At 60.9% G+C, this 24,221-nt stretch carries 25 protein-coding genes; 11 read left to right on the forward strand and 14 right to left on the reverse strand.

Going from position 1 to position 24,221, the window contains the following annotated elements; genetic code table 11:
• Positions 1–678, reverse strand: coding sequence for an NnrU family protein (locus tag O8B93_RS05350; RefSeq protein WP_269708774.1), 678 nt, complete (start codon positions 676–678; stop codon positions 1–3).
• 12 nt (positions 679–690) lie between these two features.
• Positions 691–846, reverse strand: coding sequence for a hypothetical protein (locus O8B93_RS05355; protein ID WP_003520964.1), 156 nt, complete (start codon positions 844–846; stop codon positions 691–693).
• A gap of 137 nt (positions 847–983) precedes the next feature.
• Between O8B93_RS05355 and O8B93_RS05360 the strand changes: the two genes are divergently transcribed.
• The 8 genes from O8B93_RS05360 to O8B93_RS05395 all read left to right on the forward strand — a co-directional run bounded on the left by O8B93_RS05360 (position 984) and on the right by O8B93_RS05395 (position 7,722).
• A complete protein-coding gene (locus O8B93_RS05360; RefSeq protein WP_269708775.1) occupies positions 984–1,517 on the forward strand; it encodes a cytochrome c oxidase subunit 3 in 534 nt (177 codons plus the stop codon).
• A gap of 5 nt (positions 1,518–1,522) precedes the next feature.
• Entirely contained in the window at positions 1,523–1,813 is a 291-nt protein-coding gene (locus O8B93_RS05365; RefSeq protein ID WP_269708776.1) for a hypothetical protein, read from the forward strand.
• A gap of 178 nt (positions 1,814–1,991) precedes the next feature.
• Positions 1,992–2,444 carry a c-type cytochrome gene (locus O8B93_RS05370; RefSeq protein WP_046800955.1) on the forward strand — a complete coding sequence of 151 codons (453 nt, stop codon included), beginning with the start codon at positions 1,992–1,994 and terminating at the stop codon, positions 2,442–2,444.
• Between the two features lie 24 nt (positions 2,445–2,468).
• Complete coding sequence (locus O8B93_RS05375) at positions 2,469–3,815, forward strand: nitric-oxide reductase large subunit (protein WP_065117772.1); 1,347 nt, start codon at positions 2,469–2,471, stop codon at positions 3,813–3,815.
• Between the two features lie 65 nt (positions 3,816–3,880).
• Positions 3,881–4,693 (forward strand): CbbQ/NirQ/NorQ/GpvN family protein, encoded by an 813-nt coding sequence (locus O8B93_RS05380; RefSeq protein ID WP_269708777.1) that lies wholly within the window; start codon positions 3,881–3,883, stop codon positions 4,691–4,693.
• A gap of 67 nt (positions 4,694–4,760) precedes the next feature.
• On the forward strand, positions 4,761–6,659 hold the full coding sequence (locus O8B93_RS05385; RefSeq protein WP_269708778.1) for a nitric oxide reductase activation protein NorD: 1,899 nt from the start codon (positions 4,761–4,763) through the stop codon (positions 6,657–6,659).
• A gap of 145 nt (positions 6,660–6,804) precedes the next feature.
• Positions 6,805–7,110, forward strand: a complete 306-nt coding sequence (locus O8B93_RS05390; protein ID WP_269708779.1) for a DUF2249 domain-containing protein — start codon at positions 6,805–6,807, stop codon at positions 7,108–7,110.
• Positions 7,111–7,188: 78 nt separating this feature from the next.
• Positions 7,189–7,722 (forward strand): DUF2249 domain-containing protein, encoded by a 534-nt coding sequence (locus O8B93_RS05395; protein WP_269708780.1) that lies wholly within the window; start codon positions 7,189–7,191, stop codon positions 7,720–7,722.
• Positions 7,723–7,805: 83 nt separating this feature from the next.
• On the opposite strand, the gene O8B93_RS05400 is transcribed toward O8B93_RS05395, so the two are convergent.
• Entirely contained in the window at positions 7,806–9,038 is a 1,233-nt protein-coding gene (locus O8B93_RS05400; RefSeq protein WP_269708782.1) for an NnrS family protein, read from the reverse strand.
• Positions 9,039–9,274: 236 nt separating this feature from the next.
• Between O8B93_RS05400 and nirK the strand changes: the two genes are divergently transcribed.
• The 3 genes from nirK (at position 9,275) to O8B93_RS05415 (ending at position 12,295) form a co-directional block, all read left to right on the forward strand.
• Positions 9,275–10,417, forward strand: a complete 1,143-nt coding sequence (gene nirK, locus O8B93_RS05405) for a copper-containing nitrite reductase (protein WP_269708783.1) — start codon at positions 9,275–9,277, stop codon at positions 10,415–10,417.
• 109 nt (positions 10,418–10,526) lie between these two features.
• Positions 10,527–11,444, forward strand: a complete 918-nt coding sequence (locus tag O8B93_RS05410; protein ID WP_269708785.1) for a formylglycine-generating enzyme family protein — start codon at positions 10,527–10,529, stop codon at positions 11,442–11,444.
• Between the two features lie 149 nt (positions 11,445–11,593).
• On the forward strand, positions 11,594–12,295 hold the full coding sequence (locus O8B93_RS05415) for a Crp/Fnr family transcriptional regulator (protein ID WP_080820468.1): 702 nt from the start codon (positions 11,594–11,596) through the stop codon (positions 12,293–12,295).
• Positions 12,296–12,328: 33 nt separating this feature from the next.
• On the opposite strand, the gene O8B93_RS05420 is transcribed toward O8B93_RS05415, so the two are convergent.
• The 11 genes from O8B93_RS05420 to O8B93_RS05470 all read right to left on the reverse strand — a co-directional run bounded on the left by O8B93_RS05420 (position 12,329) and on the right by O8B93_RS05470 (position 23,993).
• A complete protein-coding gene (locus tag O8B93_RS05420) occupies positions 12,329–12,724 on the reverse strand; it encodes a c-type cytochrome (RefSeq protein WP_269708786.1) in 396 nt (131 codons plus the stop codon).
• Between the two features lie 70 nt (positions 12,725–12,794).
• On the reverse strand, positions 12,795–13,355 hold the full coding sequence (locus O8B93_RS05425; protein WP_269708787.1) for a gluconate 2-dehydrogenase subunit 3 family protein: 561 nt from the start codon (positions 13,353–13,355) through the stop codon (positions 12,795–12,797).
• Positions 13,355–15,040: a GMC oxidoreductase gene (locus tag O8B93_RS05430; protein ID WP_269708788.1), complete on the reverse strand. Its 1,686-nt coding sequence runs from the start codon at positions 15,038–15,040 to the stop codon at positions 13,355–13,357. The genes O8B93_RS05425 and O8B93_RS05430 overlap by 1 nt, the downstream gene beginning before the upstream one ends.
• Positions 15,041–15,188: 148 nt before the next feature.
• Positions 15,189–16,043: a sugar phosphate isomerase/epimerase family protein gene (locus tag O8B93_RS05435; RefSeq protein WP_309568493.1), complete on the reverse strand. Its 855-nt coding sequence runs from the start codon at positions 16,041–16,043 to the stop codon at positions 15,189–15,191.
• A 129-nt stretch (positions 16,044–16,172) separates the two neighbouring features.
• Positions 16,173–17,342: a Gfo/Idh/MocA family protein gene (locus tag O8B93_RS05440; protein ID WP_269708790.1), complete on the reverse strand. Its 1,170-nt coding sequence runs from the start codon at positions 17,340–17,342 to the stop codon at positions 16,173–16,175.
• 11 nt (positions 17,343–17,353) lie between these two features.
• Positions 17,354–18,403: a sugar phosphate isomerase/epimerase family protein gene (locus O8B93_RS05445; RefSeq protein WP_269708791.1), complete on the reverse strand. Its 1,050-nt coding sequence runs from the start codon at positions 18,401–18,403 to the stop codon at positions 17,354–17,356.
• 33 nt (positions 18,404–18,436) lie between these two features.
• Entirely contained in the window at positions 18,437–19,459 is a 1,023-nt protein-coding gene (locus tag O8B93_RS05450; protein ID WP_174032376.1) for a LacI family DNA-binding transcriptional regulator, read from the reverse strand.
• Positions 19,460–19,462: 3 nt separating this feature from the next.
• Positions 19,463–20,431 (reverse strand): ABC transporter permease, encoded by a 969-nt coding sequence (locus O8B93_RS05455; RefSeq protein WP_080820458.1) that lies wholly within the window; start codon positions 20,429–20,431, stop codon positions 19,463–19,465.
• A gap of 1 nt (position 20,432) precedes the next feature.
• Entirely contained in the window at positions 20,433–21,377 is a 945-nt protein-coding gene (locus tag O8B93_RS05460; protein ID WP_065117787.1) for an ABC transporter permease, read from the reverse strand.
• A complete protein-coding gene (locus O8B93_RS05465; RefSeq protein WP_269708792.1) occupies positions 21,374–22,867 on the reverse strand; it encodes a sugar ABC transporter ATP-binding protein in 1,494 nt (497 codons plus the stop codon). The genes O8B93_RS05460 and O8B93_RS05465 overlap by 4 nt, the downstream gene beginning before the upstream one ends.
• Positions 22,868–22,970: 103 nt before the next feature.
• Complete coding sequence (locus tag O8B93_RS05470; RefSeq protein WP_269708794.1) at positions 22,971–23,993, reverse strand: substrate-binding domain-containing protein; 1,023 nt, start codon at positions 23,991–23,993, stop codon at positions 22,971–22,973.
• Between the last annotated feature and the right edge of the window lie 228 nt (positions 23,994–24,221).

Here is a 24,221-nt window from a genome sequence, read left to right on the forward strand (position 1 = left end):
TCAGAAATAGGCCATGGGGTCAGCGCCGAAGAGCATGGCATGGCCGCCGGCCAGCAGCCACCACACGGTCAAGCCTGTCAGCACCGCGGCGAGCAGCATCGGCCCATCCACGGCGATACGGGTTTTGCCAGTGAGAATCGCTGCGAAGGGAACCGTGGCGCTGCCGGCGGCCGTCGCGTTCCAGGCATTGCCCAGTCTTTTGCGGGCGCGTTTTTCCGTCATCACCATTCCGCCGATCGAAAACAGCGCAAAACCGCCGAACAGGATGACGGAGCGCAGGTCACCATTCGGCACGACATGGCCGAGCGACCAGAACAGGAAACCGACAAGCACGGGATGGCGGGTGATGCGCACGATGGCGCCGGGCTGCTGCCCCTGCCGCACGGAAATGGAGAGCGGATTGACGCTGAGAAGGCCGGCCAGCACGAAAAACAGACCAATTGGCGCTGCCAGAAAGGTGACATGTGCCTGCCAGGGCGCGACATCCCAAAGCGGTATGTAGTCAACCGACAGCGCGGCATAAAACACCCAGCCCAGCGTCAGAAGCGAGACCAAGGAATAAGCCCCGAAATAGGCGGGCCGGCCGATGGCCGCAATCAGCCGTCCGCGCACGGCAGGCACGGCGGGAATGGAATGCAGCGCCACGAAGAGCGAAAGAGCGGCGACGAGTTCAAGCATCCGACTGTCTTCTCACTGGTTCAGGAACAGCACCGAAGCAATGGCCACGGAGGCGAGCACGGCGGAAACCGCGCCCATGCGCTGCAGCACTCCCATACGGTACAACAGCACCGCAAAGCCAATGATAATAGGGGTTGCGACAATCAGCCCGACCTGCGCGTCGTTCATGGGAAGCTCCATTTTCCAGAGTTGCGCTTTGTCATGACAATAGGGCTTTGCGCACTCCCTTCTTTGACCGACCGCAAAGAAGCAGGGTTTGAGGACGCCTAAGCGTGGCTTGCTGTTTTACAATTACGGGCGAGGCCATGGCGATAAATACGGAAAAGGAAAGCGGAAACCTGCTTTTGTGGATTCTGGTCTGGAGCGAACTTGCCGCCTTCGGCGCGCTGACCGGCGCCTTCATCATTGCCTTCGCACTCAATCCCGATGCGTTCGCTGCCGCGCGCCAGCATCTGCAGCCACAACTTGCCGGCCTCAACACCCTGATTTTGCTGGCAAGCGGCTGGCAGGCTGCCGTCGCGGCCAGCCGCCACACTGCGCTGCCGGGCAAAAGGCGGGCGCTTGTCCTTGCCGGCCTGCTGGGTTTCGCTTTCGTCGGAGTGAAGCTCCATGAATATTCCACCGAAATCGCCTTCGCGTCTGACCCAGCCTATGGCGCGTTCTTCGAGCTCTATTTCCTGCTCACCGGCTTCCACCTGCTGCATGTCGTCTTCGTGGCCATGCTGCTGTTTCTCGTCGCAGTCTTCCCAAAAAACGAGAATGTCACGCTGGTGACGACGCTGTGGCATGTCATCGATCTGGTCTGGATCGTCATTTTTCCCATCGTCTATCTGGTTTGACAATCATGATCCACCGCACCTCCCGCCAGCTCGCAAAAAGTTTTGCAATGCTCGCCATTCTTGTTCTCGCCGGCACGGCCGTCGTCACATCGTGGAAGGCGGCGTTTCTGCCGCCGGTTGCCGTCGCCTGCCTGATGCTGCTTTTCGCGCTCATGAAATCCAGACGCGTCATCGACGACTTTCTGGGTTTTGGCGAAGAGCGAGGCCTGCTGCGCACGGCACTTCTGGCATGGCCCGCAATCTTCGCCGCCGCAGCCCTTTTGCGGGCGTTCCTGCAGGGCATTTTGTCGCTCTGAAAAGGCGGACCGCATCACCTCTCCACTTGTTTGCCAAATGGCAAAGAACGCCGGCGGCCAGCGGCTAGAAAGGCTTCAGACCCCACCGCATTCCGCCAGCCTGCTGGCAAATCCCGGCAAGAGGGTTCGATCAAGCCAGTCCGCATAAGCGGTCTTCCGGATGGAAAGGACCATTGGCATGGCAGAACGCCTGACCAAAACAGGAGCGCGAAACGTCTTTTACGGCGGCTCCATCTTCTTCTTCGCCATATTCGTCGGGCTGACCGCCCATAGCCATTATTACATGCGCACCACCTCGACGGACGAAAGCACGCTGACGGAAAGCGTCGCGCGCGGCAAACACGTGTGGGAGAAAAATTCCTGCATCAACTGTCACACGCTGCTCGGCGAAGGCGCCTATTTCGCGCCCGAACTCGGCAATGTCTGGAAGCGCTATGGCGGCGTGGAAGACAAGGAGACGGCGCGCGATTCCATCAAGGCCTGGATGGCCGCCCAGCCCACCGGCATCGAGGGCCGGCGCCAGATGCCGCAGTTCAATCTCACCGAACAGGAACTCGATGATCTCGTCGACTTCCTCGAATGGACGAGCCGGATCAAGACGCAGAACTGGCCGCCGAACGATGCGGGTTGAGGTTGACGGCAAGGAGATGACGAGATGAAATACCAGACGCAAAAAGTCGCCATGCTGTATTTTTACGGCGCAATCGGGCTGTTCGTGGCGCAGATCCTGTTCGGCGTCATCGCCGCGACGATCTACGTGCTGCCCAACACGCTTTCCGAGCTTCTGCCCTTCAACATCGTGCGCATGATCCACACCAATGCGCTGGTCGTGTGGCTGTTAATGGGGTTCATGGGCTCGACTTTCTATCTTCTGCCGGAAGAAACGGAAACGGAGCTTTACAGCCCCAAGCTCGCCATCGCGCAGTTCTGGATCTTCCTGGTGGCCGCCGCCGTTGCCGTGGTCGGTTATATGTTCCGCATCCATGAAGGCCGCGAATTCCTCGAACAGCCCTTCGCCATCAAGGTCGGCATCGTGCTTGTCGTTTTGATGTTCCTGTTCAACATCACCATGACAGCGCTGAAGGGCCGCAAGACCACCGTCATCAACATCCTGCTCTTCGGTCTCTGGGGTCTGGCGATCTTCTTCCTCTTCGCCTTTTACAACCCCATGAACCTGGCGCTCGACAAGATGTACTGGTGGTACGTCATCCATCTGTGGGTGGAAGGCGTGTGGGAACTGATCATGGCGTCGATCCTCGCCTTCCTGATGATCAAGCTCAACGGCATCGACCGCGAAGTGGTGGAAAAATGGCTCTATGTCATCGTCGGCCTAGCGCTCTTCTCGGGCATTCTCGGCACCGGCCACCATTATTACTGGATCGGCGCGCCGGGTTACTGGCAATGGATCGGCTCGCTGTTCTCGACGCTGGAAGTGGCCCCCTTCTTCACCATGGTCATCTTCACCTTCGTCATGACCTGGAAGGCTGGCCGCAAACATGAGAACCGCGCCGCGCTGCTCTGGTCGATCGGCTGCTCGGTCATGGCCTTCTTCGGCGCCGGCGTCTGGGGTTTCCTGCACACGCTGTCGTCGGTGAACTATTACACCCACGGCACGCAGCTCACCGCCGCCCACGGGCACCTCGCCTTCTTCGGCGCCTATGTGATGCTGAACCTTGCGATGATGGCCTATGCCATCCCCGAAATGAAGAAACGCGCGCCCTACAACCAGTGGCTTTCGATGACGAGCTTCTGGGTCATGTGCACGGCCATGTCGGTGATGACCTTCGCGCTCACCTTTGCCGGCGTGGTGCAGATCCAGCTTCAGCGGGTCATGGGCGAAAGCTTCATGGATGTGCAGGACCAGCTGGCGATCTTCTACTGGATCCGTCTCGGTTCTGGTTTCGCGGTTCTCATTTCGGCGGTCATGTTCATCTGGGCAATCCTGGTACCGGGCAAGCAGAAACAGGGCGACGTTGCCCGCCTCGTGCAGCCCGCCGAATGAGAAACGGACCGGCTCTCCTTTTCCCCCGGAGAGCCGGTTCCTTACCACCAACCATGGAGATGACCATGAATACGATTTTCCGCCCCGCGCCGCAGCCTTTGCCGGACGCGCCGTTCTACACCCCGATCGGCAATGAATGCACACTGTTCGAAAGCGCCTGGGTGCGGCAATTGCCGCTGCTGCTGAAAGGCCCGACCGGCTGCGGCAAGACCCGTTTCGTCAGCCATATGGCAGCGAAACTCGGCCTGCCGCTTTCCACTGTTTCGTGCCACGACGATCTTGCTGCCGCTGATCTGACCGGCCGTTACCTGCTGAAAGGCGGCGAGACCGTGTGGATGGACGGCCCGCTGACACGATCCGTGCGTCAGGGCGGCATATGTTACCTCGACGAGATCGTTGAGGCGCGCAAGGATGTGGCTGTCGTATTGCATCCCCTCACCGATGATCGCCGCATCCTGCCGCTGGAGCGCACCGGCGAAGTGCTGGAAGCGCCCTCCGGCTTCATGCTCGTCGTGTCCTATAATCCCGGATACCAGAATCTTTTAAAGAGCCTGAAACCCAGTACCCGCCAGCGTTTCGTCGCCATTGAATTCGATTTTCTGCCCAAGGAGCAGGAAATCGCCGTCGTTTCGCATGAAAGCGGGCTGGATGCGCGCGACGTCGAGCCGCTCGTCGATCTTGCCCACCGGCTGCGCGGTTTGAAAGGCCACGATCTGGAAGAAGGCGTCTCCACCCGTCTGCTCGTTTATTGCGCCAGCCTCATCGATACCGGCCTTCCCGCCCGTCAGGCCGTGCGCGCGACCATGATCGAACCGCTGACTGACGAGCCGGATGTGAAGGCCGCGCTGCATGAAGTCGCGGATGCGATCATTCGATAGGCGCTTTGATATCCACGTCGGATTGCGCGGCCCCGCGCGTTCCGGTCCGATGCCATGAGGATAAACCATGCTGGACTTTCTGGAACTGGAAGAAACCGTCGGCCGCGCCTGGCACAGGCTGATCGGCGAAACCGGCACATGGCTGCGCTTCCCGGATCATGCCGTGAAGCTGGAGGATATGCAGGCCGTGCTGGCCATATGTTTCCGCGGTTTTGGCGGTGAACATGCGGTGCAGATCGCTCCGGCCCGCGCCCGCACTTCCAGCCACCGGCTGAGGCTGCGCCAGCGCATGGGTCTTGGCGAAGAGAAGCTCGCCCAGCCCGGGCGCGATCATGCCACGCTGATGCTGCCGCCGGTGCTCGATCTGTTTCCCGACCGGTGCCTCAACCGCGATCTCTATCTCTGGCTTGCCGCCGCCATGGCGATGATGCCGCTTGAACCGGTAGCGGCGGCCGACCCGTTGGGCAACGATCTTGCCCGGCTCGACCGCGCCGCAGAACTGGCAAAAGCCGTCATCCATGCCTTCCCCGGAATGAAGGTCCGTTATCGCCGGCTTTGCGCCGCCATGCTCGCGGTGCGCCAGAAACGGCCGCTGCCGCAGGCGGAGCAGCAGGTGGAACAACGGGTGCTTTCCATGCTCGCCGATGCGGCAGGGATCGAGGGCCATGCGCCACCCGCCGGTCTTCCGGAAAAAGCGCCGCCGCGCTACCTGCCGATGTTGCCGGTGCCGCTATGGCCGGACACGCTGCTGCGCGAAACATCCGAGGCCCGACAAAGCGAAGACCAACCGGCAGCGGGCGCCGCGCCGCAGGGCGCGGAAGCGGCCCGCCATATCGCCGTGCGCGAAAAGACCGAGAACCGCCAGACCGAACGCAGCCCCTTCATCCTCAACCGTTTCGAAAAAATCCTCGCCATGGCCGAGATGGTCAATGTCGACCGTCCGGGTGACGATAGCGACGATGCCGACGGCAGCGCGGCGGACGAGCTTGACGATATGACGCTGGGTGAAAGAAAGGGGCGGCCTTCCGCCCGCTTCCGCTTCGATCTCGACCTGCCGCCTGAAGCACTGAACCATACCCCGCTGACAGCGGAGCTGACCTATCCCGAATGGGATTATCGCAGCGGTACCTATCTCGCCAATCATTGCCGGGTCATCGCCGGTCCAGCGAAAGACGCCGAGACGGCACCGGAACCCGACCCGGACACAAAAAGCCTCATCCGCCGGGTCAGGCGGCAATTCGAGGTGCTGCGGCCACGCCACGAGATGCTGCGCGCCCAGCTTGACGGCAACGACCTCGATCTTGACGCGGTGGTTCGCGCCAGAAGCGATATCGCCGCCGGAGGACAGGGCAGCGACCGCATTCATATGGCAAGCCGCCCACAGGCGCACGATCTCGCCGTAACGATCCTCGTCGACGTGTCGCTATCGACCGATGCGTGGTTCGACAATCACCGGGTGCTCGATGTGGAGAAGGAAGCCCTGCTGGTGCTTGCCCACGGACTTTCCGCCTGCGGCGACAGCCACTCCATCCTGACCTTCACCTCCCGCCGCCGATCCTGGGTGCGGGTGGAAACGGTGAAGGATTTCGATGAGCCGATGGCGCACACTATCGAGCGTCGCATCGCGGCACTGAAGCCCGGCTTCTACACCCGCATCGGCCCAGCCATCCGCCACGCCAGCGCCAAGCTGCGTGAAAGGCCGGAGCGGAGGAAGCTGCTTCTGCTGCTGACGGATGGCAAGCCGAACGATGTCGACCACTATGAGGGCCGCTTCGCCATAGAGGACAGCCGCCGCGCGGTCTCCGAGGCGCGACGCTCAGGCGTCAGTGTCTTCGGCGTAACGGTCGACAGCAAGGCGCAATCCTATATTCCGGCCATGTTCGGCCAGAACGGCTATGCCATCGTCAGCAGGATCGCCAAGCTGCCATCGGCACTGCCGGCAATCTATCGCAGCCTTGCCGGCTGACGCATGTCGCGCAACGGACCTGACGAATCTCAGGTTTGTTTGCGCGGCGACAATGTCTCCCGACCGCCCGGCGGATAGGTTTTTCCAGTCCGTCGGCCGGCCGCACCGCCGGACATCATTCCATCCGCGGCCGTGGAGCCAACCTATGTCCGAAGCCCAGACCGCAACCAATATCGACGTGCGCATCATTCCGCATCGCGAACGCCATCCGCGCATTTTCGGCGCGCTCAGTGCATTGACCGAGGGTCAATCGCTGCAGATCACCAGCGATCACGATCCCCGTCCACTGCTTTACCAGCTGGCCACCAATTTCCCCGGCCAGTTCGGCTGGGAATATCTCGAACAGGGCCCGGAAGTCTGGCGTCTCGATATCGGCCGGCTGGAAGAACAGGCCGAAGGTTCCGATGACGATATGTCCGGCTGCGAATGCTGCTGCGGATCCGAACATTGACCCCAGCGCCTGCGGCATGGTGAAAAGACCTCTGGCGGACGGCCCTTGCCGCCGCCAGCCGACAGATGAGGTGATGCAATGACGGAAATGATCAGGGAACTTGATGTCCGGCCGCTTTTGCAGAGCGGTGGCGAGCCCTTTCCGGCCATCATGGAGGCGGTGGCCGGGCTTGCCCCCGGTGAGGCGCTGCGATTATACGCCACCTTCCGGCCGGTTCCGCTGTTCAAGGTGATGGCCGAGCGCGGTTTCGACCATCAGGTCAGGGAAATCGGCGGCGGCGACTGGGAAGTGCTGTTCACGCCGCAATCCATTGAAACCGAGCAGATATCTGTTTCGCCAGCGCTTGCGGGCAATGCCGAGGAGCCGCAGATATGGCCTGATCCGGTCATCTATCTCGATCTCAGCGACGAGACGGCCGAAGGCCAGACGCTCCGCACGCTTGCCGCGCTTGACCGTCTTCCGCCGGGCGCCGTGATCTTCGTGCTGATGCCGCAGGAGCCGACCTTTCTTTACCCGGAGCTTCTGGCCCGGGGCCATCAGTGGGCGGGCAATTTCGACGAGGCGCGCACGGCGTTTCGCATCTTTATCCGCGCCGGCGCCGGCGCGCACTAAAACCATCGGCTATGGTTGATAACGAAACGCCCCGGAAATTGCTTCCGGGGCGTTTCGTTTTGACGGTATCGCAAGAGAGCGTTTCAGGCTTTCAGCGGTTTGCGTTCGCGCATCAGGATCGGCCCGTATTCGACGCAGAAGAGACCGAAACCCACGATCCAGAGAAGCGCCGAGCAGCCATAAAGGTGCATCATCACGCCGGGGAAAAACTCGGCTGCCGGCCTCAGCAGTGCACAGGCGATCAGAGATACGTAAGCTGCAATGGTCACCCTGCTGGCCGCGAGCTTGCGCCCGGTATGGCCAAGGCTCGCTCTCGTCATCACTGCAAGCATCATGCAGCCGATGACGCCGACGGTGAAGATGTGCAGGACGGAGCGCGTGTCCATCACGTCAAGAGCCGCCAGCGCTATGGTGATGAAACCGACGGGAATGAAGGCATAGGCCACATGCAGCACCACCAGCACCTGCTCTGGCCATGTCGTCCAGCCGCGCCAGCGGATCAGACGCACGGCGTGCATGAACGCGGCCAGAAGCGCCGTGGGCACGGCCAGCATGCTCTCGGGGTCTATTGTCCAGACAGCGAGCGCCAAGATGCCGGTGAGGATGGCGACGGTGTCGAAGCCGTTATAGGGCACGGGGAAATCCGTGCGGCCGAAACGGTTCAGCCAGTTGCGGGTGAAACTCGGCACGATGCGGCCGCCGACGATGATGACGAGCACGGTATAGGCCGAGACCGCAAGGCGGGTCGCGATCTGGCTATGATCGCCCCCAATCGCAGCAACGTGGAATACGATGTTGGCGACCGAAAGCGCCAGTAGTCCGCCCAGCACTTTCAGGTCTTTCCATTTGCGCCCGGCAATGACCTCACGCGCGCAGATCGCCAGAAGTGCCGGCAGGAAAAGCCCGTCCACGGCTGCGGCGGTGACCACGCCCACCTGGTCCGGCACAAGCAGGAAAAGCCGGCCGGCACACCAGAGCGCAAACAGCCACACCAAGGGTTTGCCCGATACCGGCAGCCGCCCCGTCCAGTTCGGCACGGCCGTTAGAAGAAAGCCGGCCAGCACCGCCGAAGCGAAACCGAACAGCATCTCATGGGCATGCCAGTTCGGCGCGCCATAATCCCCGCCAATATCGATGAAGCCGGAAAGGGCTGCGATCCACAGCACCATCGCCACGATGGCCCAGAGGGCGCCGCCGAGGAAAAACGGCCGGAAGCCGTAAGAAAAGATAACCGGGCCGGTGCGCGCCAGCCCTCTTGGAATGCCGCCCTTTGGCCGGCTGCGCCCTTCTGTGAGAACGGTTTCGCTGCCACTCATTATTATGCTCCTTGCTTGGTCTTGACATATGTCTAGACCCGAGCCCGTCCGACTTCTTTGCGAACAGGCAAAGAGGCGGTGCGACGCTTCCACACCGGCCTTCAGCCGCCTGCCAAAATGTCGCAGGGTGCCGAAAGCGAAGTTTGCTCCATCTCAAATTGTATTTCCGCCCCTCCGCTACAAATGCTGTGACAGAGCGAAACATGCTCTGCCCCAAGAGGGATAGGAGAAGAATGATGACGGAAACCTTCCACATCACACGGCGTAATATTCTCGCAGGCGCAGCATTTGCAGGGGCTATAGCTCCCGTCATCATGCCATCGGCAGCGAGCGCGGCAGAGGAAAAGAAGGCCGCAGCCAAGCCATTGACGAGCGCTGAGATTGCAGCGCTGCCTCGCGTAAAGGTTGATCTCGTCAAACCGCCCTTCGTGCATGCCCACACGCAGAAAGCCGAAGGCGGACCGAAGATCGTCGAGTTCACGCTCACGATCAAAGAGCAGAAGATGATCCTCGACGACAAGGGCACCGAGGTCCACGCCATGACCTTCAACGGTTCGGTTCCCGGGCCTCTGATGGTGGTGCACCAGGACGACTATGTCGAACTGACCCTCATCAACCCTGATACCAATGAGCTGCAGCACAATATTGATTTCCACTCGGCCACCGGCGCGCTCGGCGGCGGCGGGCTCACCATCGTCAACCCCGGTGAAAAGGCGATCCTGCGCTTCAAGGCCAACAAGGCCGGCGTCTTCGTTTATCACTGCGCACCTCCCGGCATGGTGCCCTGGCATGTCACCTCGGGCATGAACGGCGCGATCATGGTGCTGCCGCGTGAGGGCCTGACGGACGGCCACGGCAAGGAGCTTGTTTATGACAAGATCTATTATGTCGGCGAGCAGGACTTCTACATCCCGCGCGACGAGAACGGCAATTTCAAGAAATATGAAAGCGCCGGCGACGCCATGGCCGACACGCTGGAGGTGATGCGCAAGCTGACGCCGACCCACATCGTCTTCAACGGCGCAGTCGGCGCCCTGACCGGGGAACATGCCCTCCAGGCCGCCGTTGGCGAAAAGGTGCTGATCGTCCATTCGCAGGCAAACCGTGATACCCGTCCGCACCTCATCGGCGGCCATGGCGATTATGTCTGGGCAACGGGCAAGTTCCGCAACCCGCCGGATCTCGACCAGGAAACTTGGTTTATTCCCGGCGGTACGGCGGGTGCGGCCTTCTATACCTTCGAGCAGCCCGGCATTTACGCTTATGTCAATCACAACCTCATCGAGGCCTTCGAGCTGGGTGCAGCCGCCCATTTCAAGGTGACTGGTGAGTGGAACAACAGCCTGATGCAGGCGGTGCTCGCCCCCTCGAGCATCTGACACAAACGGGAGCGCGCCGCCGCCAGCGGTCGCGGCGCGCTCCCCCTTCTGCTATGCGGCCTGAAAGCAGGCCCGAACTTTGGCGTCTTCTCGACGCAGGCAGGTTCCCATGAGCATTCCCGGCAACAGCCACTTCCCAAATGCCGTCTCGCTTCTTTTGCCGCTCTCGATTGCGACACTGCTGGCAACGGCCATCGGTTTCCAGTCCGGGATCATCCGCAGCGGCGCTGATGACCGCGCGGCCATGATGGCTCCACAGGTCGTTACAGTGCCCGCCGGACATTTCAGCTACCGGGCGGAGGGCGAATATTTCCGCAATGGTTATGCCGTCGATGGGCCGATGGTCGACGTGGCGATGCGGAAAAATCTGACGATCATGAAATATCAGGTATCGAGCGCGGATTATGCGCGCTGCGTGGCGGAAGGCGGCTGCCAGCAGCCGGAACCCGGCTTCGCGGTTCCGATCGGCGGCGAGATACCGGCAACCGGTATCAGCCAGGACGACGCCCACGCCTATGCAAAGTGGCTGAGCGAGCGGACAGGCGAGGTCTGGCGCCTGCCGAGCGACGCCGAACTTGCCTTTGCCGCCGGCTCGCTTTTCCCGGATGAGACGCTGGGTGTGGCAGCGGATAGCGAAAATCCCGCTTTGCGCTGGTTGGCGGATTACGAGCGGCAGACCAGCCGCAAGGCCTCGGGCAACCCCGTTCCGCAATCCTATGGCAGCTTCGGCGAAAACGAATATGGCCTTGCCGATTTCGGAGGCAATGTCTGGGAATGGACGTCGAGCTGCAGCCACCGTGTGACACTTGGCAAGGATGGCGAGGTAGTCGACACCGTCGCCTCCTGCGGTATTCCGGTCGCTTCGGGAAAACACCGGGCGGCGATGAGCGCCTTCGTCAAAAACCCCAAAAGCGGTGGCTGCGCCGTTGGCGTACCGCCTGATAATCTCGGGTTCAGGCTCGTGAGAGACACGCGCTGGTACGCGCCGCTTCTCGAAAAGCTTCGTGCCACCACCCTGTTTTCTTGATAATCGTCAATTAAAACAAGCGCTTGATTCATATCATTTGATCTTCTGCCGCCGGTGATAGTGCTGTATGCTGACAATACAGAAAAGGCCGATCCCCGATTGCCAATGCAATCACCTTGAGGATCGTCCGATCACCGGAGAGGGTGCAAGTGAAGATTGACCGAAGCGTCATCCGGTCGCTGGCCTTGTTTGCCAAGATGGCCGACGATGAGCTGGACGGACTGCTGACCCACGCCACATCCCGGCTGGTACCGCCGGGCGAAGCTATTTTCGAGCAGGGCCAGTCGGCAACGCATTTCTTCCTGCTTATCCACGGCCGCCTGAAGGTGACGCAGGTGACGCATGACGGCCAGCAGATCATCGTGCGCGTGGTGCATCCCGGTGATCTCTTCGGTTTCGCAAGAGCACTGCAACGGTCAGATTATCCCGGCACCGCCACGACGGCGGCCGAAAGCGTCATCCTGTCATGGCAGACGGACCTCTGGCCGCAATTCGTCGAGCAGAACCCGCATCTTGCCGTCTCCGCCATGCAGACGATCGGCCAGCGTCTCGAGGAAGCCCATACGCGCATCCGCGAAATGTCGACGCAGGAGGTGGAGCGCCGGGTGGCCCATGCCGTACTGCGCCTTTCGCAGCAGGCGGGCCGCAAGGAGGAAGACGGCATCCGTATCGATTTCCCGATCTCGCGGCAGGATATTGCCGAGATGACCGGCACGACACTGCACACCGTCTCCCGCATCCTCTCCAGCTGGGAGAGCAAGGGATTGGTGCAGGGCGGGCGGCAGAAGCTTCTTGTCTGCAATCTGCCGGGGCTTGCTCAGTTGGCAGAGGGCGAAACCAGCCAGGTGTAGCGCGCAGACGCCTGCCGGGCAGTCCCGCTGCTGTCACTCGGCCGGCTTCGAAGCCGCGCTTTCGATATAGGCGATGAGATTGTCCATATCTTCCGGCTTGCTGATGCCGGCCAGCGCCATCTTGTTTCCGGGTATTTTCTTTTTCGGTGCGCTCAGGAAATCCCGCAATTCTTCGGGTGTCCAGACAAGACCGTCCTCGCCCGCTTTTTTCATCGCTGCCGAATAAGTATAGTCAGGCGCGCCGCCCGCTGCACGGCCGAGGATGCCGTTAAGCTGCGGACCGACCCTGTTTTTCGCGCCCTCGCCAATGGCGTGGCAGGCGAAACAGCGCTTGAAGACCGCCTCCCCCTTGGCAACATCGCCTTCCGAAAGAGCGGGAATGGCACTTGCAGTCAGCATTGCCGCTGCGATGATTATTGTCTTGCGCATCGTGTCATCCTTGTCTTGCCGCATAAATACGGCCCGCCCGCAAAAGCGGACGGGCCGGAGGTTGCTCTGTTCAGGTCGTGCCCCAGGCGGGCGTACCCTTTTTATAGGGAACGCGATCTTCGAAACCGCCGGGAATTTCGTCATAAACGAGCACTTCCGTAGCGCCGATCTTCGAGGTGAAGAAACCAAGCAGCGTCAGCTGCTTGACCAGCGTGAAAGCGTGCGGTTTTGCTGGCGTCTGTTCCGCCTTGGCCTGCTTGTCCAGCTTGGCAAGCAGCGCCTGCCGCTGTTCTGCCGTCAGCTCCAGAAAGCCCTTCTTGTGGTCGGTCTGGCTGCGCTTCTCGATACCGGAAATTGCCGAAAGGAAGAGCGTCCGTTGTTCGTCGGTGTAGCAATCGGCCGCATAGACGGCCATGAATGCTCCCACTTCAGCATCCTTCGCACCCGGCGTGGAAGTGCGGGGAATAATGGTTTCCGCCACCTCGTCCAGAAACCGGATTTCTTCCGCGGTGAAGACATGAGCACCACCGGCTGGTTTGGTAGCGTTTTCCGCAGCCGTCAGAACATCCGCGCCGATCAGCGGAAGGCCGGTGGCAATGGCTATCAGTTTCAGCAGTTCGCGTCTGTTCATCACAGGTTCCCCTTCTTGCGTTCGGAAACGGCAAAATCGGCCGCACGCGCCGTCAGCGCCATATAGGTCAGGGACGGGTTGACGCAGGAGGCCGAAGTCATGCAGGCGCCATCGGTGACAAAGACGTTGGGCGCATCCCAGACCTGGTTGTTGCCGTTGAGGACGGAGGTTTTCGGGTCGCGTCCCATGCGAGCCGTTCCCATTTCATGGATACCCATACCGGGGGCGTAACTGCCCCTGGAGGGTTTGACGTTCTTGATGCCAACCGCCTCGAACATCTCGACGGCGTCATTGACCATGTCTTCGCGCATATCGAGTTCGTTCTGCTTCATCTCGACATTCATTGACAGGACCGGCAGGCCCCACTTGTCTTTCTTGTCTTGATCCAGTTTCACGCGGTTCTCATGATAGGGCAGCATTTCGCCGAAGGCGGTCATGCCGATGGTCCAGCCGCCCGGCTCGGTCAGGGCCTCCTTATAGTCGGCGCCGATGTTCAGTTCGGCGATTTCCCGCTCCCAGCGCGAACGGCTGGCCGAGCCCTGATACCCGAAACCACGCAGATATTTGCGCTTGTCGTCGCCGGTGTTGCGGAAACGCGGAATGTAGAAGCCCGCCGGGCGGCGACCCTTGAAGTAGAAGTCCTCGAAGCCTTCCACCTGGCCGGTGGCGCCCATCCGGAAATGGTGGTCCATCACGTTGTGGCCGAGTTCGCCCGAACTGCTTCCAAGCCCGCCTTCCCAGACATCGGTGGCCGAGTTCATCAGCACCCAGGTCGAGTTCAGCGTCGAGGCGTTGAGGAAGATGATGTCGGCGGTATATTCATAGGTCAGGTTCGTCTCGGCATCGATGATCTCAACGCCTCGCGCCTTCTTCTTGTCCTTGTCGTACAAGATTTCCTTGACGATGGAGAAAGGCCTGAGCGTCAGATTGCCGGTGGCGACAGCCGCAGGCAGGGTGGAGGCCTGCGTACTGAAATAGCCGCCGAAGGGACAGCCCAGCCGACACTTGTTGCGGAACTGACAGCGCGTGCGTTCCTGATCGGGAAGCTCCTGGGTGATGTTGGCGCAACGCGAATTGATGAGGTGGCGCGTACCATTGAACGCCTTCTTCAGCCGGCTTGCGACATCCTGCTCGACGAAATTGAGCGGAATGGGCGGCAGGAATTCGCCATCGGGAAGAATATCCAGCCCCTCGCGGCTGCCGGAGATGCCTGCAAAACGCTCGACATAATCATACCAGGGAGAAACATCCTCATAACGGATGGGCCAGTCAACGGCGATGCCGTCTTTCGCATTGGCCTCGAAATCGGTCTGCGACCAGCGATAGGTCTGGCGTCCCCAGAGCAGCGAGCGACCGCCCACGTGATAGCCGCGGAACCAGTCGAAGCGCTTTTCTTCGACATAGGGCGTTTCCTGCTCATTGGCCCACATGCCGAGTGTTGCTTCTTCCAGCAGGTAATCGCGGCTGAGAACGGGATATTTCGCCTTCATCTCCTGCGTGGCGCGGTTGCGGTGGGGGTAATCCCAGGCCTCCTTGTCCGCATTCTGATAGTCGGTGATGTGCTCGATGTTCCGGCCGCGCTCCAGCATCAGAACCTTCAGGCCCTTTTGCGTGAGTTCCTTCGCGGCCCAGCCTCCACTGATGCCCGAGCCGACAACAATCGCATCATAATGATTGTTTGCCATGATAACTCCTCCGATGTGACGTGGAAAAAACGACAAGACGAAGCGCTTCCCGTCGCGGTGCGGCGGAAACTGGCCATGCGTCTGTCGAACCTCATGCGCCCCGGCGAAACCCGCCGCCGGGGAGCGGTTCTGGTTTTACTGGCAGTGTTTACTGAATGGTCGGCAGGCGCTCATTGAGGAACGCATTGCCCTTGGTCACGACAGCTTCGGCATCGAGCGGAAGGTCGTGTTCAAGGATGAACCACTTGACGCCGGCCTGCTTGGCCGCCGGCAGAATTGCCTTCCAGTCGAGAACGCCGGTGCCGAGTGTGGCAAAGCCGCGCTCGTTTTCCCCCGTGCCCGCAGGCGCATTGTCCTTGGCATGGATGGCAAATACCCGGCCCTTCAAGGTGCCGAGGAACGCGGCCGGATCATTGCCGCTGCGCGCCACCCAGGCGACATCGACTTCGGCCTGCAGCTTCGGGCCTGCCGCGTCGAGCAGCAGTTCAAGCGCCGTCTTGCCGTCGAATTTGACCATCTCGAAGTCATGGTTGTGATAGGCCATGGAGAGGCCTGCCGTGGAAAGCTTGTCGGCATAGCCGCCCAGCTCCTTGCCGAAGGCGGTCCAGCCGGCGGCGTCCTTCGGGCGGTCTTCCGGCTTCAGGAAAGGCACGGTGACAACAGGATTGCCGACAGCTTTCTGTTCGGTGATGACCTCATCGAGGTTACCACGCAGCTTGTCGATCGGCACATGCGAGGAAATGACCTTGATCTTGTGCTTTTCCAGAAGCGCGTTCAGCTCGCTGGCGCTGACCTTCTGCATGTCCACCGTTTCCACGGCCGAAACGCCGGCGCGGTTGAGGATCGCGAGCTGCTCCTCCAGCGTTCCGGAATTGCGCAGCGTGAACATCTGCGCGGCGATCGGCAGCGTCTTGCTGTCCTCGGCAAAAACCGGATTTGCGAAACCGGCCGCCAATGCGACGACGAATGCCATGCCTGCGAATTTTGACTTCAACGTTTTCAAACGCGTAACTCCCTTTCCGTTTGATCAATATGACGACACGCATGCCCTCGCCTTTCCCGGCCCTCTGGCCGGGTCATGCCGGGGCACCGCCTCCAATGCCCTGCGTCGTCCGTCCTCGATATGGGCGAGCTAGATGTCGATCCCGACCCAGGACGAGGTCCGACTGGACCGGACGGCCGCATCGATGAATGCGAGACCCGCAAGGCCGTCCTCTATGCCGGGGTAAATCACCTCCCCGGCTGCTGTCTTTCCCTCCCTCTTTGCGATGATTGCATCTGCGGCTTCGCGGTAGATTGTCGCAAAACCCTCCAGATATCCTTCCGGGTGCCCGGATGGCACACGGCTGACACGGTTGGCGGCAGCACCCGCGCCCGCCCCGTTGCGGGTGATGAGCCGCTTCGGTTCGCCATAAGGCGTGAACCACAACTCGTCCGGCACACGGTGATGCCATTCCAGCCCGCCTCTATCGCCATAGACCCTGAGCGACAGCGCGTTTTCATTACCGACGGCGATCTGGCTTGCCCAGAGCATGCCCTTGGCGCCGCTGTCATAACGCAAAAGAATATTGGCGCTGTCATCCAGCTGCCGGCCCGGAACGAACGACGTCAGATCGGCATAAAGGCTTGTCGGGATTTCGCCCGTGACGAAGGCAGCGGCGTTAAAGGCATGGGTGCCGATATCGCCGATTGCCCCACCCGCGCCGGAGCGGCTGGGGTCGGTGCGCCATTCCGCACCCTTCGCACCCGTCTTTTCGACGGCTTCCGTCAGCCAGTCCTGCGCATATTCGGCCTGAACGTGGCGCAGCTTGCCGATGGATCCATCGGCGATCATCTCGCGCATCTGCCGCAGCATCGCGTAGCCGGTGTAGTTATGCGTCAGGATGAACAGCCTGTCGGACGCCCTTACGATCTCGGCCAGCGCCTTCGCCTCTTCCAGCGTCGCAGTCACCGGCTTGTCGCAGATGACGTGGATGCCGGCGTCGAGAAATGCCTTGGACGGAGCAAAATGCAGATGGTTGGGGGTGACGATGGCGACCGCCTCGATTCCATCCTCCCGGCCGGCTTCGGCCGCCGCCATTTCCTCGAACGAGGCATAGGAGCGCTCCGGCGCAATGCCCAGCAGGGTTGCCGAAGCGCTAGCACGCGCGGGATCGGAGGAAAGCGCGCCGGCCACCAGCTCGTAACGGTCATCCAGCCGGGCCGCGATGCGGTGCACCGCACCGATAAAGGCGCCCTGCCCACCACCGACCATGCCGAGACGGATACGGCGGCTATCGAATTTATTTGAAGCGGAGGACATGGCTATCCCTTTCAAAGTCCAAGAAGACGGCGATTGGCGGCACCATCGATGCCGCTCTTGGCGAAATCGTCGAAAGCCCGCTCGGTCACGCGGATGATGTGATTTTCAATTAAGCTTGCGCCTTCACGCGCGCCGTCTTCCGGGTGTTTCAGCGCGCATTCCCATTCCAGCACCGCCCAGCCGTCAAAGTCATATTGGGTCAGCTTGGAAAACACCGCGCCGAAATCGACATGCCCGTCGCCCAGCGAACGGAAACGACCAGGCCGGTCGACCCAGCTCTGATAACCGCCATAAACGCCGGAACGGCCAGTCGGATTGAACTCGGCATCCTTGACGTGAAAGGCACGGATTCGCTCGTGGTAGATATCGATGAAATCGAGATAATCCATCGCCTGCAGCACGAAATGCGAGGGATCGTAGAGAAGGTTGGCGCGCGCATGATGACCGGTGGCGTCAAGGAAACGCTCGAAAGTGACGCCGTCATGCAGGTCCTCACCCGGATGCAGCTCGTAGCAGAGATCGATGCCATTCTCCTCGAAGACATCGAGAATGGGTGTCCAGCGCTTGCCGAGTTCGGCAAAGGCCATTTCGACAAGCCCGGCCGGACGCTGTGGCCATGGGTAAACGAACGGCCAGGCAAGCGCGCCGGAGAAAGTCGCATGGCTCTTGAGGCCAAGGTGCTGCGAGGCTTTCGCCGCACACTTCAGCTGATTGACGGCCCATTCCTGCCGCGCCTGCGGTTTGCCGCGCAGTTCGGCCGGCGCGAAACCGTCGAACATTTCATTATAAACGGGATGAACGGCGACAAGCTGGCCCTGAATATGCGTCGAAAGCTCGGTGATCTCGACGCCGATCTCGGCCAGACGACCCTTGATATCGTCGCAATAGGTCTTGGAGGCGGCGGCCTTTTCCAGATCGAAGAGTTTGGGATCGGTCGGCACCTGAATGCCCTTGTAACCGAGCGAAGCCGCCCATTGGCCGAGATTGTCGAGCGTGTCGAAAGGGGCCTCGTCTCCGGCAAATTGCGCGAGGAAAATTGCCGGGCCTTTGATCGTCTTCATGTCCTTACACTCCTTGCATTCACAGTCTGGCCGCTACCGATGCGGCGGGCGGCAGGGCGCGACCGAGCCGCGCACCACCAGTTCCGTATCCAGCACGATGGTTTCAGCCGTGCGTTTTCCGTTCAATCTGTCCACCATCAGCGCCATGGCCCTGCGGCCCATTTCCTGGCGGGGCTGGCGCACCGTCGTCAGTGGCGGCTCAAACGCATTGGCGAAGATGATGTCGTCGAAGCCGATGACGGAGACGTCGGCCGGAACCGAAACCCCACGCGCCCGCAACTCGCTGATCGCGCCAATCGCCATCTGGTCGCTCGATGCGAAGATCGCGGTAAAGGTGATGCCGCCTTCGAGAAGGCCGGTTATCGCCTGACGGCCGGCCTCGATGCTGTAGTCGCCCGTCACCACCAGTTCGTCGGTGTAGGTTATGCCAGCCTCGGCAAGTGCTGCGCGGTACCCGTCGAAACGCTCCTGCGCCAGACTTTCCGGAACGGGACCGGCCAGATGCACGATCTCTTTATGCCCCGCCTCGATGAGGTGCCGCATGGCATTCATGGAAGCGGCACGGTTGTCCACCTTGACGGTCGGCAGCGCGAGGCCGGGCACCGTCTCCGACGCGATGACGATCGGCGGCAGCGCGTCGCCCTGATCGAGAAGCTCGGAGGGAAACTGGCCGGTCATCAGGATCAACCCGTCGGCATGTTTCTGGCGCACCATGTCGATATGGGTCGCTACGCGGTTCTCGTCGTTGCGGGCATCGCCCATCAGCACCTTGAAGCCCGCTTCGCCCGCCGCTTCTTCCACGCCCTTGTAGATTTCGAGATAAAACGGGTTGCCGATATCGCGAACGAGAAGGATGACGGTGTTGTTGGATTGGCGGCGGAAGCTTGCCGCCTGCGCATTGGGAACGAAGTTCGCCTGCCGCACGGCGTCGAAAACCTTCTTGCGGGTCTCCGGGCGAACCTTGTCGGGTTGCTGCAGCGCCCGCGATACGGTCGCGATGGAAACGCCCGCGAGAGCTGCAACTTCCCTGATATTCGAACCTTGGTCTTTGCTCATCTGTCACACACGCAACTGCTTTTGGCGGCCATAAAGCAGCATCAGCGCTAGCAACGTGACACCGAATATGATCTGCCGGGCCCATACATCGAGGTTGAGCGTTATCAGTACGCTTTGCAGAATGGTGAGCGCAACTGCTCCGGCCATCGTTCCGACATATCCGCCCGCACCGCCGGCAAGCGAGGTGCCGCCGATGACAACCGCGATGATCGACGGAAGCACATATTGGTCGCCGACGGAGATGAAGGACGTGCCGGTGTAACCGATGACGCACACCCCGGTCAGCCCGGCAAACAGGCCGGAAAGGCCATAAAGCAGCGTGCGGATCAAAGAGACGGGCAATCCGGTGAGCGTCGCTGCCCGCTCGTTGGAGCCGATGGCGTAGATGGCGAAACCGAAGGCGGTGCGGCGCAGCACGAACAGCATGATTGCGGCGATGCCCAGCCAGACGAACAACACGCCGGGAATACCGAAGATGAGCGGACGGTTGATGAAACCCGCCAGCAGGGGCGCTGCCGCACCTGATGGAACGCCCTGCGAATAAACGACCAGCCCGCCCTGAATGACGGCCGTCATGCCAAGCGTCATGACCAGCGGCGGAATGCGCACGAAGGTGATGCCGAGGCCGTTGATGAGGCCGATCAGGAAGGGAATGCCGCCGGCAACGAGAATGGCAAGCGGAATGCCGGCATTCTGGCCGTTCATCATATTGCCGGCAAGGACGGCGCCAAGCGAGATCATCGCGCCGACGGAAAGGTCGATGCCTTCACGGCCGCCGAGGATGACGAGGTTCTGGCCCGCCGCGACGATTCCGAGAATGGCGGCAATCGTCAGCAGCCGCACGATCTGCGAGCCCTGTGCGAAGCCGGGCGACAGCAACTCGCCGACCAGCAGCAGGAAGGCCGATGCGCCAATGGCGATGGTCAGGGGATCGGTAAGGAGGGTTTTGATTTGCAAGCCGGGATTGGTCATATCAACGCCTCGTCACCAGAACACCGCCGGCCAGCGCCGTCAGCACGATCAAACCCTGCACCAATGTCTGGTACTCGAAAGGCAGACCCGCAAAGAAAATCACATTACCGATCATGCCGAGCACCAGCGCGCCGGCAATCGACCCCGTCGAGCTGCCGAAGCCGCCGGACAATGCGGTGCCGCCCAAAACCACCGCCGAGATGGAAGACAGCGCCAGACTTGCGCCGAGCAGCGGGTCGCCCGAGGCGGTTTCGCCCGTCAGGCACAGCGCTGCCAGCGCCGAAAACAGACCGGAGATCATATATGCGCCGATGCGGATGCCGGAAAGGCGCAGACCCGTCTGGAAGGCGCCGGTGCGATTGCCGCCGACGGCAAGCAGATGCGTGTGGAAAGGAATGCGCGACACGATCAGCGTGAAAGCGATGCCCGCCAGCAGTACCCACAGCACGAAGGGCAGGCCGATGAAGCTGCCGGAATAGGTCTGCCAATAGGCTTCCGGCACCGGAAGACCTGCCTGCGGCAGGACCCAGATCGCCAGACCGGCAAAAATGATACCGGTTGCGAAAGTGGTGACGATCGGCTGGAAGCGCAGGCCGGAAATGAAGAAACCATTGACCAGTCCACATAGCAGCCCGACAGCCGCACCCGCCGCCATACCGGCGAAGACAGCACCCGTCGTGCCGCCGAGTGCGGCGATGACGCTGACGGTGACGACATTGGCGAGCGCCACGATGCTGCCGACCGAAAGATCGATATCACCCGCCAGAATGACATAGGTCTGGCCGATGGCGACCAGGATCAGCGGCAGAAACGTCGTCAGGTTCGATTGCAGCACGGAAGGCTGAACGAAGGATGGCTGCAGAAACGTATTCACGGCAACGAGAACGGCCAGAACGACGAGGGTGATGATCCAGGGTTGCCTGCGCAGAACGCCTTGGGAATTCATGCGGCGTCTCCATAGGCGGCGCGGGTCATGTTGACGGATGTCATGTCGGCTCCGGTCAGTTCCGCAGAGATGCGTCCGCCGTTGAACACGAGAATGCGGTCGGCATATTCGAGGATTTCCGCATCCTCCGAGGAATAAAGAAGGATGGTCGCACCGGCATCGGCCTGCTGACGCATCAGCGCAAAAAGATCGGCCTTGGCGCCGAGATCGATACCCTTGGTCGGGTCGTCGAGCAGCAGCAATTTCGGAGCGGTGGCGAGCCAACGGGAGATGAAGATTTTCTGCTGGTTGCCGCCTGAAAGCGTGCCGATCGGCATATCGAGGCCGGCAAACTTCGTCTTCATGTCATCCGCGACCTTCTGTACGCGCGGCTTCAGCGTCGTGGGACGGACCAACCGCATCTTTTCGCGCACCATCAGCGCCGCGACGAGATTTTCGAAGATCGACCGGCCCTGAAGGGAAGCGTCACGGCCACGGTCGCCAGAGACATAGGCAAAACCACTATGAACCGCCTGCGAAGGCTTGCCGATGATGATTTCACGGCCCTCAAATCGGATTTGGCCGGTAGCAAATGGGCTGGCACCGAAAAGACCCTTCAGCAAGGCCGACTGGCCCTGACCCTGCAAGCCGGCCAGACCGACGATTTCGCCCGGATAGGCGTCCAGAGAGACACCGCGAACGCCCTCACCCGCCACATCCGTCAGCTTCAGGCTCGGCACAGCAGCCGAACGCCCGTTCTGACGGGCAGGAGCGGCCCGAACATCGCCGACCATGTCGTGCACGACGGCTTCACGGGTGGTGGCTGCCGTATCGAGTTCGGAAATCGTCGCGCCGTTGCGCATCACGGTAATGCGGTCGCAGACGGCAAAGACCTCGTCGAGACGGTGGGAAATCATGATGGTCGAGATACCGTCCGCCTTCTTGGCCCGGAGTATCTCGAAAAAACGCTGGGACTGACGGCCATCGAGCGCCGCCGTCGCCTCGTCCATGATCATCAGGCTGGCATTCTGGGCGAAGACCTTGAGGATTTCGACGAGCTGGCGCTGATCGGGCGGCAGATAGCCAACGATTGCGTCCGGCTCCAGCCCCTCGCCCGCCACGCCGTCAAACAGCGCGATCAGCCTCGCCGCTTCGGCTTTCAGGGCTTTGCCGTCAACAAAAATGCCGCGTTTCGGCTCGCGGCCAAGAAAGATATTGTCGGCGACGGAAAGCTGCGGAATGAGGCTCAGCTCCTGATAAAACAGGGCGATGCCGGCATTTTCTGCGTCACGCGGGCTTTTGAAGCGCACTTCCGCACCGTTGAACCTGATCGTGCCGCTGGTTGGCGCAACCGCGCCCGCAACGATCTTGCAAAGCGTGCTCTTGCCGCAGCCATTGGCGCCCAGCAGCGCGTGAATTTCACCGCGACCGACGGTCAACCTGCCGGCGGAAAGCGCGCGCACGGCGCCAAAATTCTTCGTTATGCCGGCCGCTTCCAAAGCGTTCGCCATCGCAAGTCCCCGAATAATGCTTGTCACAGGCGGATGGCCAAGGCCCTCTCCGCACTCGAAATTGTGGGTCGGGCCGGCGTTCGCCGCCAGCCCGAGAGCGGTCTTACTTGAAGAACTCGCCAGCCTGCTCCGGCGTCACAGTTGCCGTGACTGACCAGTAACCAGGCTTGCCATCGGCGGCCTTGATATTGTCGGCAAGGTTGTCGTTGCTGACGAAGGGGATCGGAATATAGATGGCGTTGCCATAGGTGCCGCCGAAGACGCCGTCCTTGAATTCCTTGCCCTGCAGCTTCAGGACAGCAACGTTGAGCGCGCTGGCCATGACACCGGGAGGATTGACCGAAGCGCCGGAATTGAACTTTTCCTTTTCCCAGCGGGTCATGAAGTCCTTGCGGATTTCACCGGTCGCGGCAATGTCCTTGGTCTTGCCGGCGGCTTCGATGGCGCGCCATGCGCCGTCCGCCATGCCGTCCTGCACCCAGACGCCGCTGATATCGGGATAGGTGGCAAGCAGGTTCTGCATGGCCTGCTGGCCCTGCGCCTGATCCCAGCTCGCATTGGCTTCGTTCAGCACCTTGATATCGGGGTATTTCTTGAACACTTCGCGGTAACCGGCGACGCGGGCTTCGTTTGCCGGGTTGCCGGCGATGCCGTTGATGGCGACGACGCTTCCCTTGCCCTTCAGCGCATCCGCAAGCCATTGTGCGGATTGGGCCGCCCATGCCTTCTGGTCGATGCCGACGTAAAGTGCATCCTTCGAGGATACTTCTGCGTCGGTGGCGATAACGAGGATGTTGCGCGCCTTGGCCTGCGCGAAGATCGGATCGAAAGCGGTCGGGCTGCCGGGATTGATCAGGATCGCATCAACGCCCTGGTTCATGAAATTGCGGATATGACCGATCTGCCCCTGCACATCGACATTACCGCTCTGGACGACGACTTCGACCTTGACGCCCTTTTCGCCCCATGCCTTGGCGGCAGCCTGGGCCTCTTCGATCATCTGCGTGCGCCATTCGCTGCCGACGAAAGAATTGGAAAGACCGATCTTGAAGCTCTGCTCCTGCGCGTGCACGGACGTGCCGGCCGCCAGCACCATCGCGGCGGCAGCCATCAAATGTCTAAACATGAAAGTTTGCTCCTCCAAGCACGGTTCTCACCGATGAAACCGTTTACATCGACAAATGTAACCGGTTTCATATTCGAGTCAATCCCGAGAATGATTTTTATCGAGATAGGTATGAGAGAATGAAATGCCGACCGGCCGCTGCGGAAAGTGCCAATTAAGGAGCAAAGATAATCTCCTTCAAAACGGGGTATAAAGACGCACCGCACCTGCCGCTTGATCGGCTTCTCA

The sequence above is a fragment of the Martinezella rhizogenes genome, from assembly GCF_027460065.1.
Lineage (GTDB): Bacteria > Pseudomonadota > Alphaproteobacteria > Rhizobiales > Rhizobiaceae > Agrobacterium > Agrobacterium rhizogenes_C.

Coding starts and splice junctions, on each gene's coding strand:
- O8B93_RS05350 (WP_269708774.1), bottom strand. CDS start 678: ATGCTTGAACTCGTCGCCGCTCTTTCGCTCTTCGTGGCGCTGCATTCC.
- O8B93_RS05355 (WP_003520964.1), bottom strand. CDS start 846: ATGAACGACGCGCAGGTCGGGCTGATTGTCGCAACCCCTATTATCATT.
- O8B93_RS05360 (WP_269708775.1), top strand. CDS start 984: ATGGCGATAAATACGGAAAAGGAAAGCGGAAACCTGCTTTTGTGGATT.
- O8B93_RS05365 (WP_269708776.1), top strand. CDS start 1,523: ATGATCCACCGCACCTCCCGCCAGCTCGCAAAAAGTTTTGCAATGCTC.
- O8B93_RS05370 (WP_046800955.1), top strand. CDS start 1,992: ATGGCAGAACGCCTGACCAAAACAGGAGCGCGAAACGTCTTTTACGGC.
- O8B93_RS05375 (WP_065117772.1), top strand. CDS start 2,469: ATGAAATACCAGACGCAAAAAGTCGCCATGCTGTATTTTTACGGCGCA.
- O8B93_RS05380 (WP_269708777.1), top strand. CDS start 3,881: ATGAATACGATTTTCCGCCCCGCGCCGCAGCCTTTGCCGGACGCGCCG.
- O8B93_RS05385 (WP_269708778.1), top strand. CDS start 4,761: ATGCTGGACTTTCTGGAACTGGAAGAAACCGTCGGCCGCGCCTGGCAC.
- O8B93_RS05390 (WP_269708779.1), top strand. CDS start 6,805: ATGTCCGAAGCCCAGACCGCAACCAATATCGACGTGCGCATCATTCCG.
- O8B93_RS05395 (WP_269708780.1), top strand. CDS start 7,189: ATGACGGAAATGATCAGGGAACTTGATGTCCGGCCGCTTTTGCAGAGC.
- O8B93_RS05400 (WP_269708782.1), bottom strand. CDS start 9,038: ATGAGTGGCAGCGAAACCGTTCTCACAGAAGGGCGCAGCCGGCCAAAG.
- nirK (WP_269708783.1), top strand. CDS start 9,275: ATGACGGAAACCTTCCACATCACACGGCGTAATATTCTCGCAGGCGCA.
- O8B93_RS05410 (WP_269708785.1), top strand. CDS start 10,527: ATGAGCATTCCCGGCAACAGCCACTTCCCAAATGCCGTCTCGCTTCTT.
- O8B93_RS05420 (WP_269708786.1), bottom strand. CDS start 12,724: ATGCGCAAGACAATAATCATCGCAGCGGCAATGCTGACTGCAAGTGCC.
- O8B93_RS05425 (WP_269708787.1), bottom strand. CDS start 13,355: ATGAACAGACGCGAACTGCTGAAACTGATAGCCATTGCCACCGGCCTT.
- O8B93_RS05430 (WP_269708788.1), bottom strand. CDS start 15,040: ATGGCAAACAATCATTATGATGCGATTGTTGTCGGCTCGGGCATCAGT.
- O8B93_RS05440 (WP_269708790.1), bottom strand. CDS start 17,342: ATGTCCTCCGCTTCAAATAAATTCGATAGCCGCCGTATCCGTCTCGGC.
- O8B93_RS05445 (WP_269708791.1), bottom strand. CDS start 18,403: ATGAAGACGATCAAAGGCCCGGCAATTTTCCTCGCGCAATTTGCCGGA.
- O8B93_RS05450 (WP_174032376.1), bottom strand. CDS start 19,459: ATGAGCAAAGACCAAGGTTCGAATATCAGGGAAGTTGCAGCTCTCGCG.
- O8B93_RS05455 (WP_080820458.1), bottom strand. CDS start 20,431: ATGACCAATCCCGGCTTGCAAATCAAAACCCTCCTTACCGATCCCCTG.
- O8B93_RS05460 (WP_065117787.1), bottom strand. CDS start 21,377: ATGAATTCCCAAGGCGTTCTGCGCAGGCAACCCTGGATCATCACCCTC.
- O8B93_RS05465 (WP_269708792.1), bottom strand. CDS start 22,867: ATGGCGAACGCTTTGGAAGCGGCCGGCATAACGAAGAATTTTGGCGCC.
- O8B93_RS05470 (WP_269708794.1), bottom strand. CDS start 23,993: ATGTTTAGACATTTGATGGCTGCCGCCGCGATGGTGCTGGCGGCCGGC.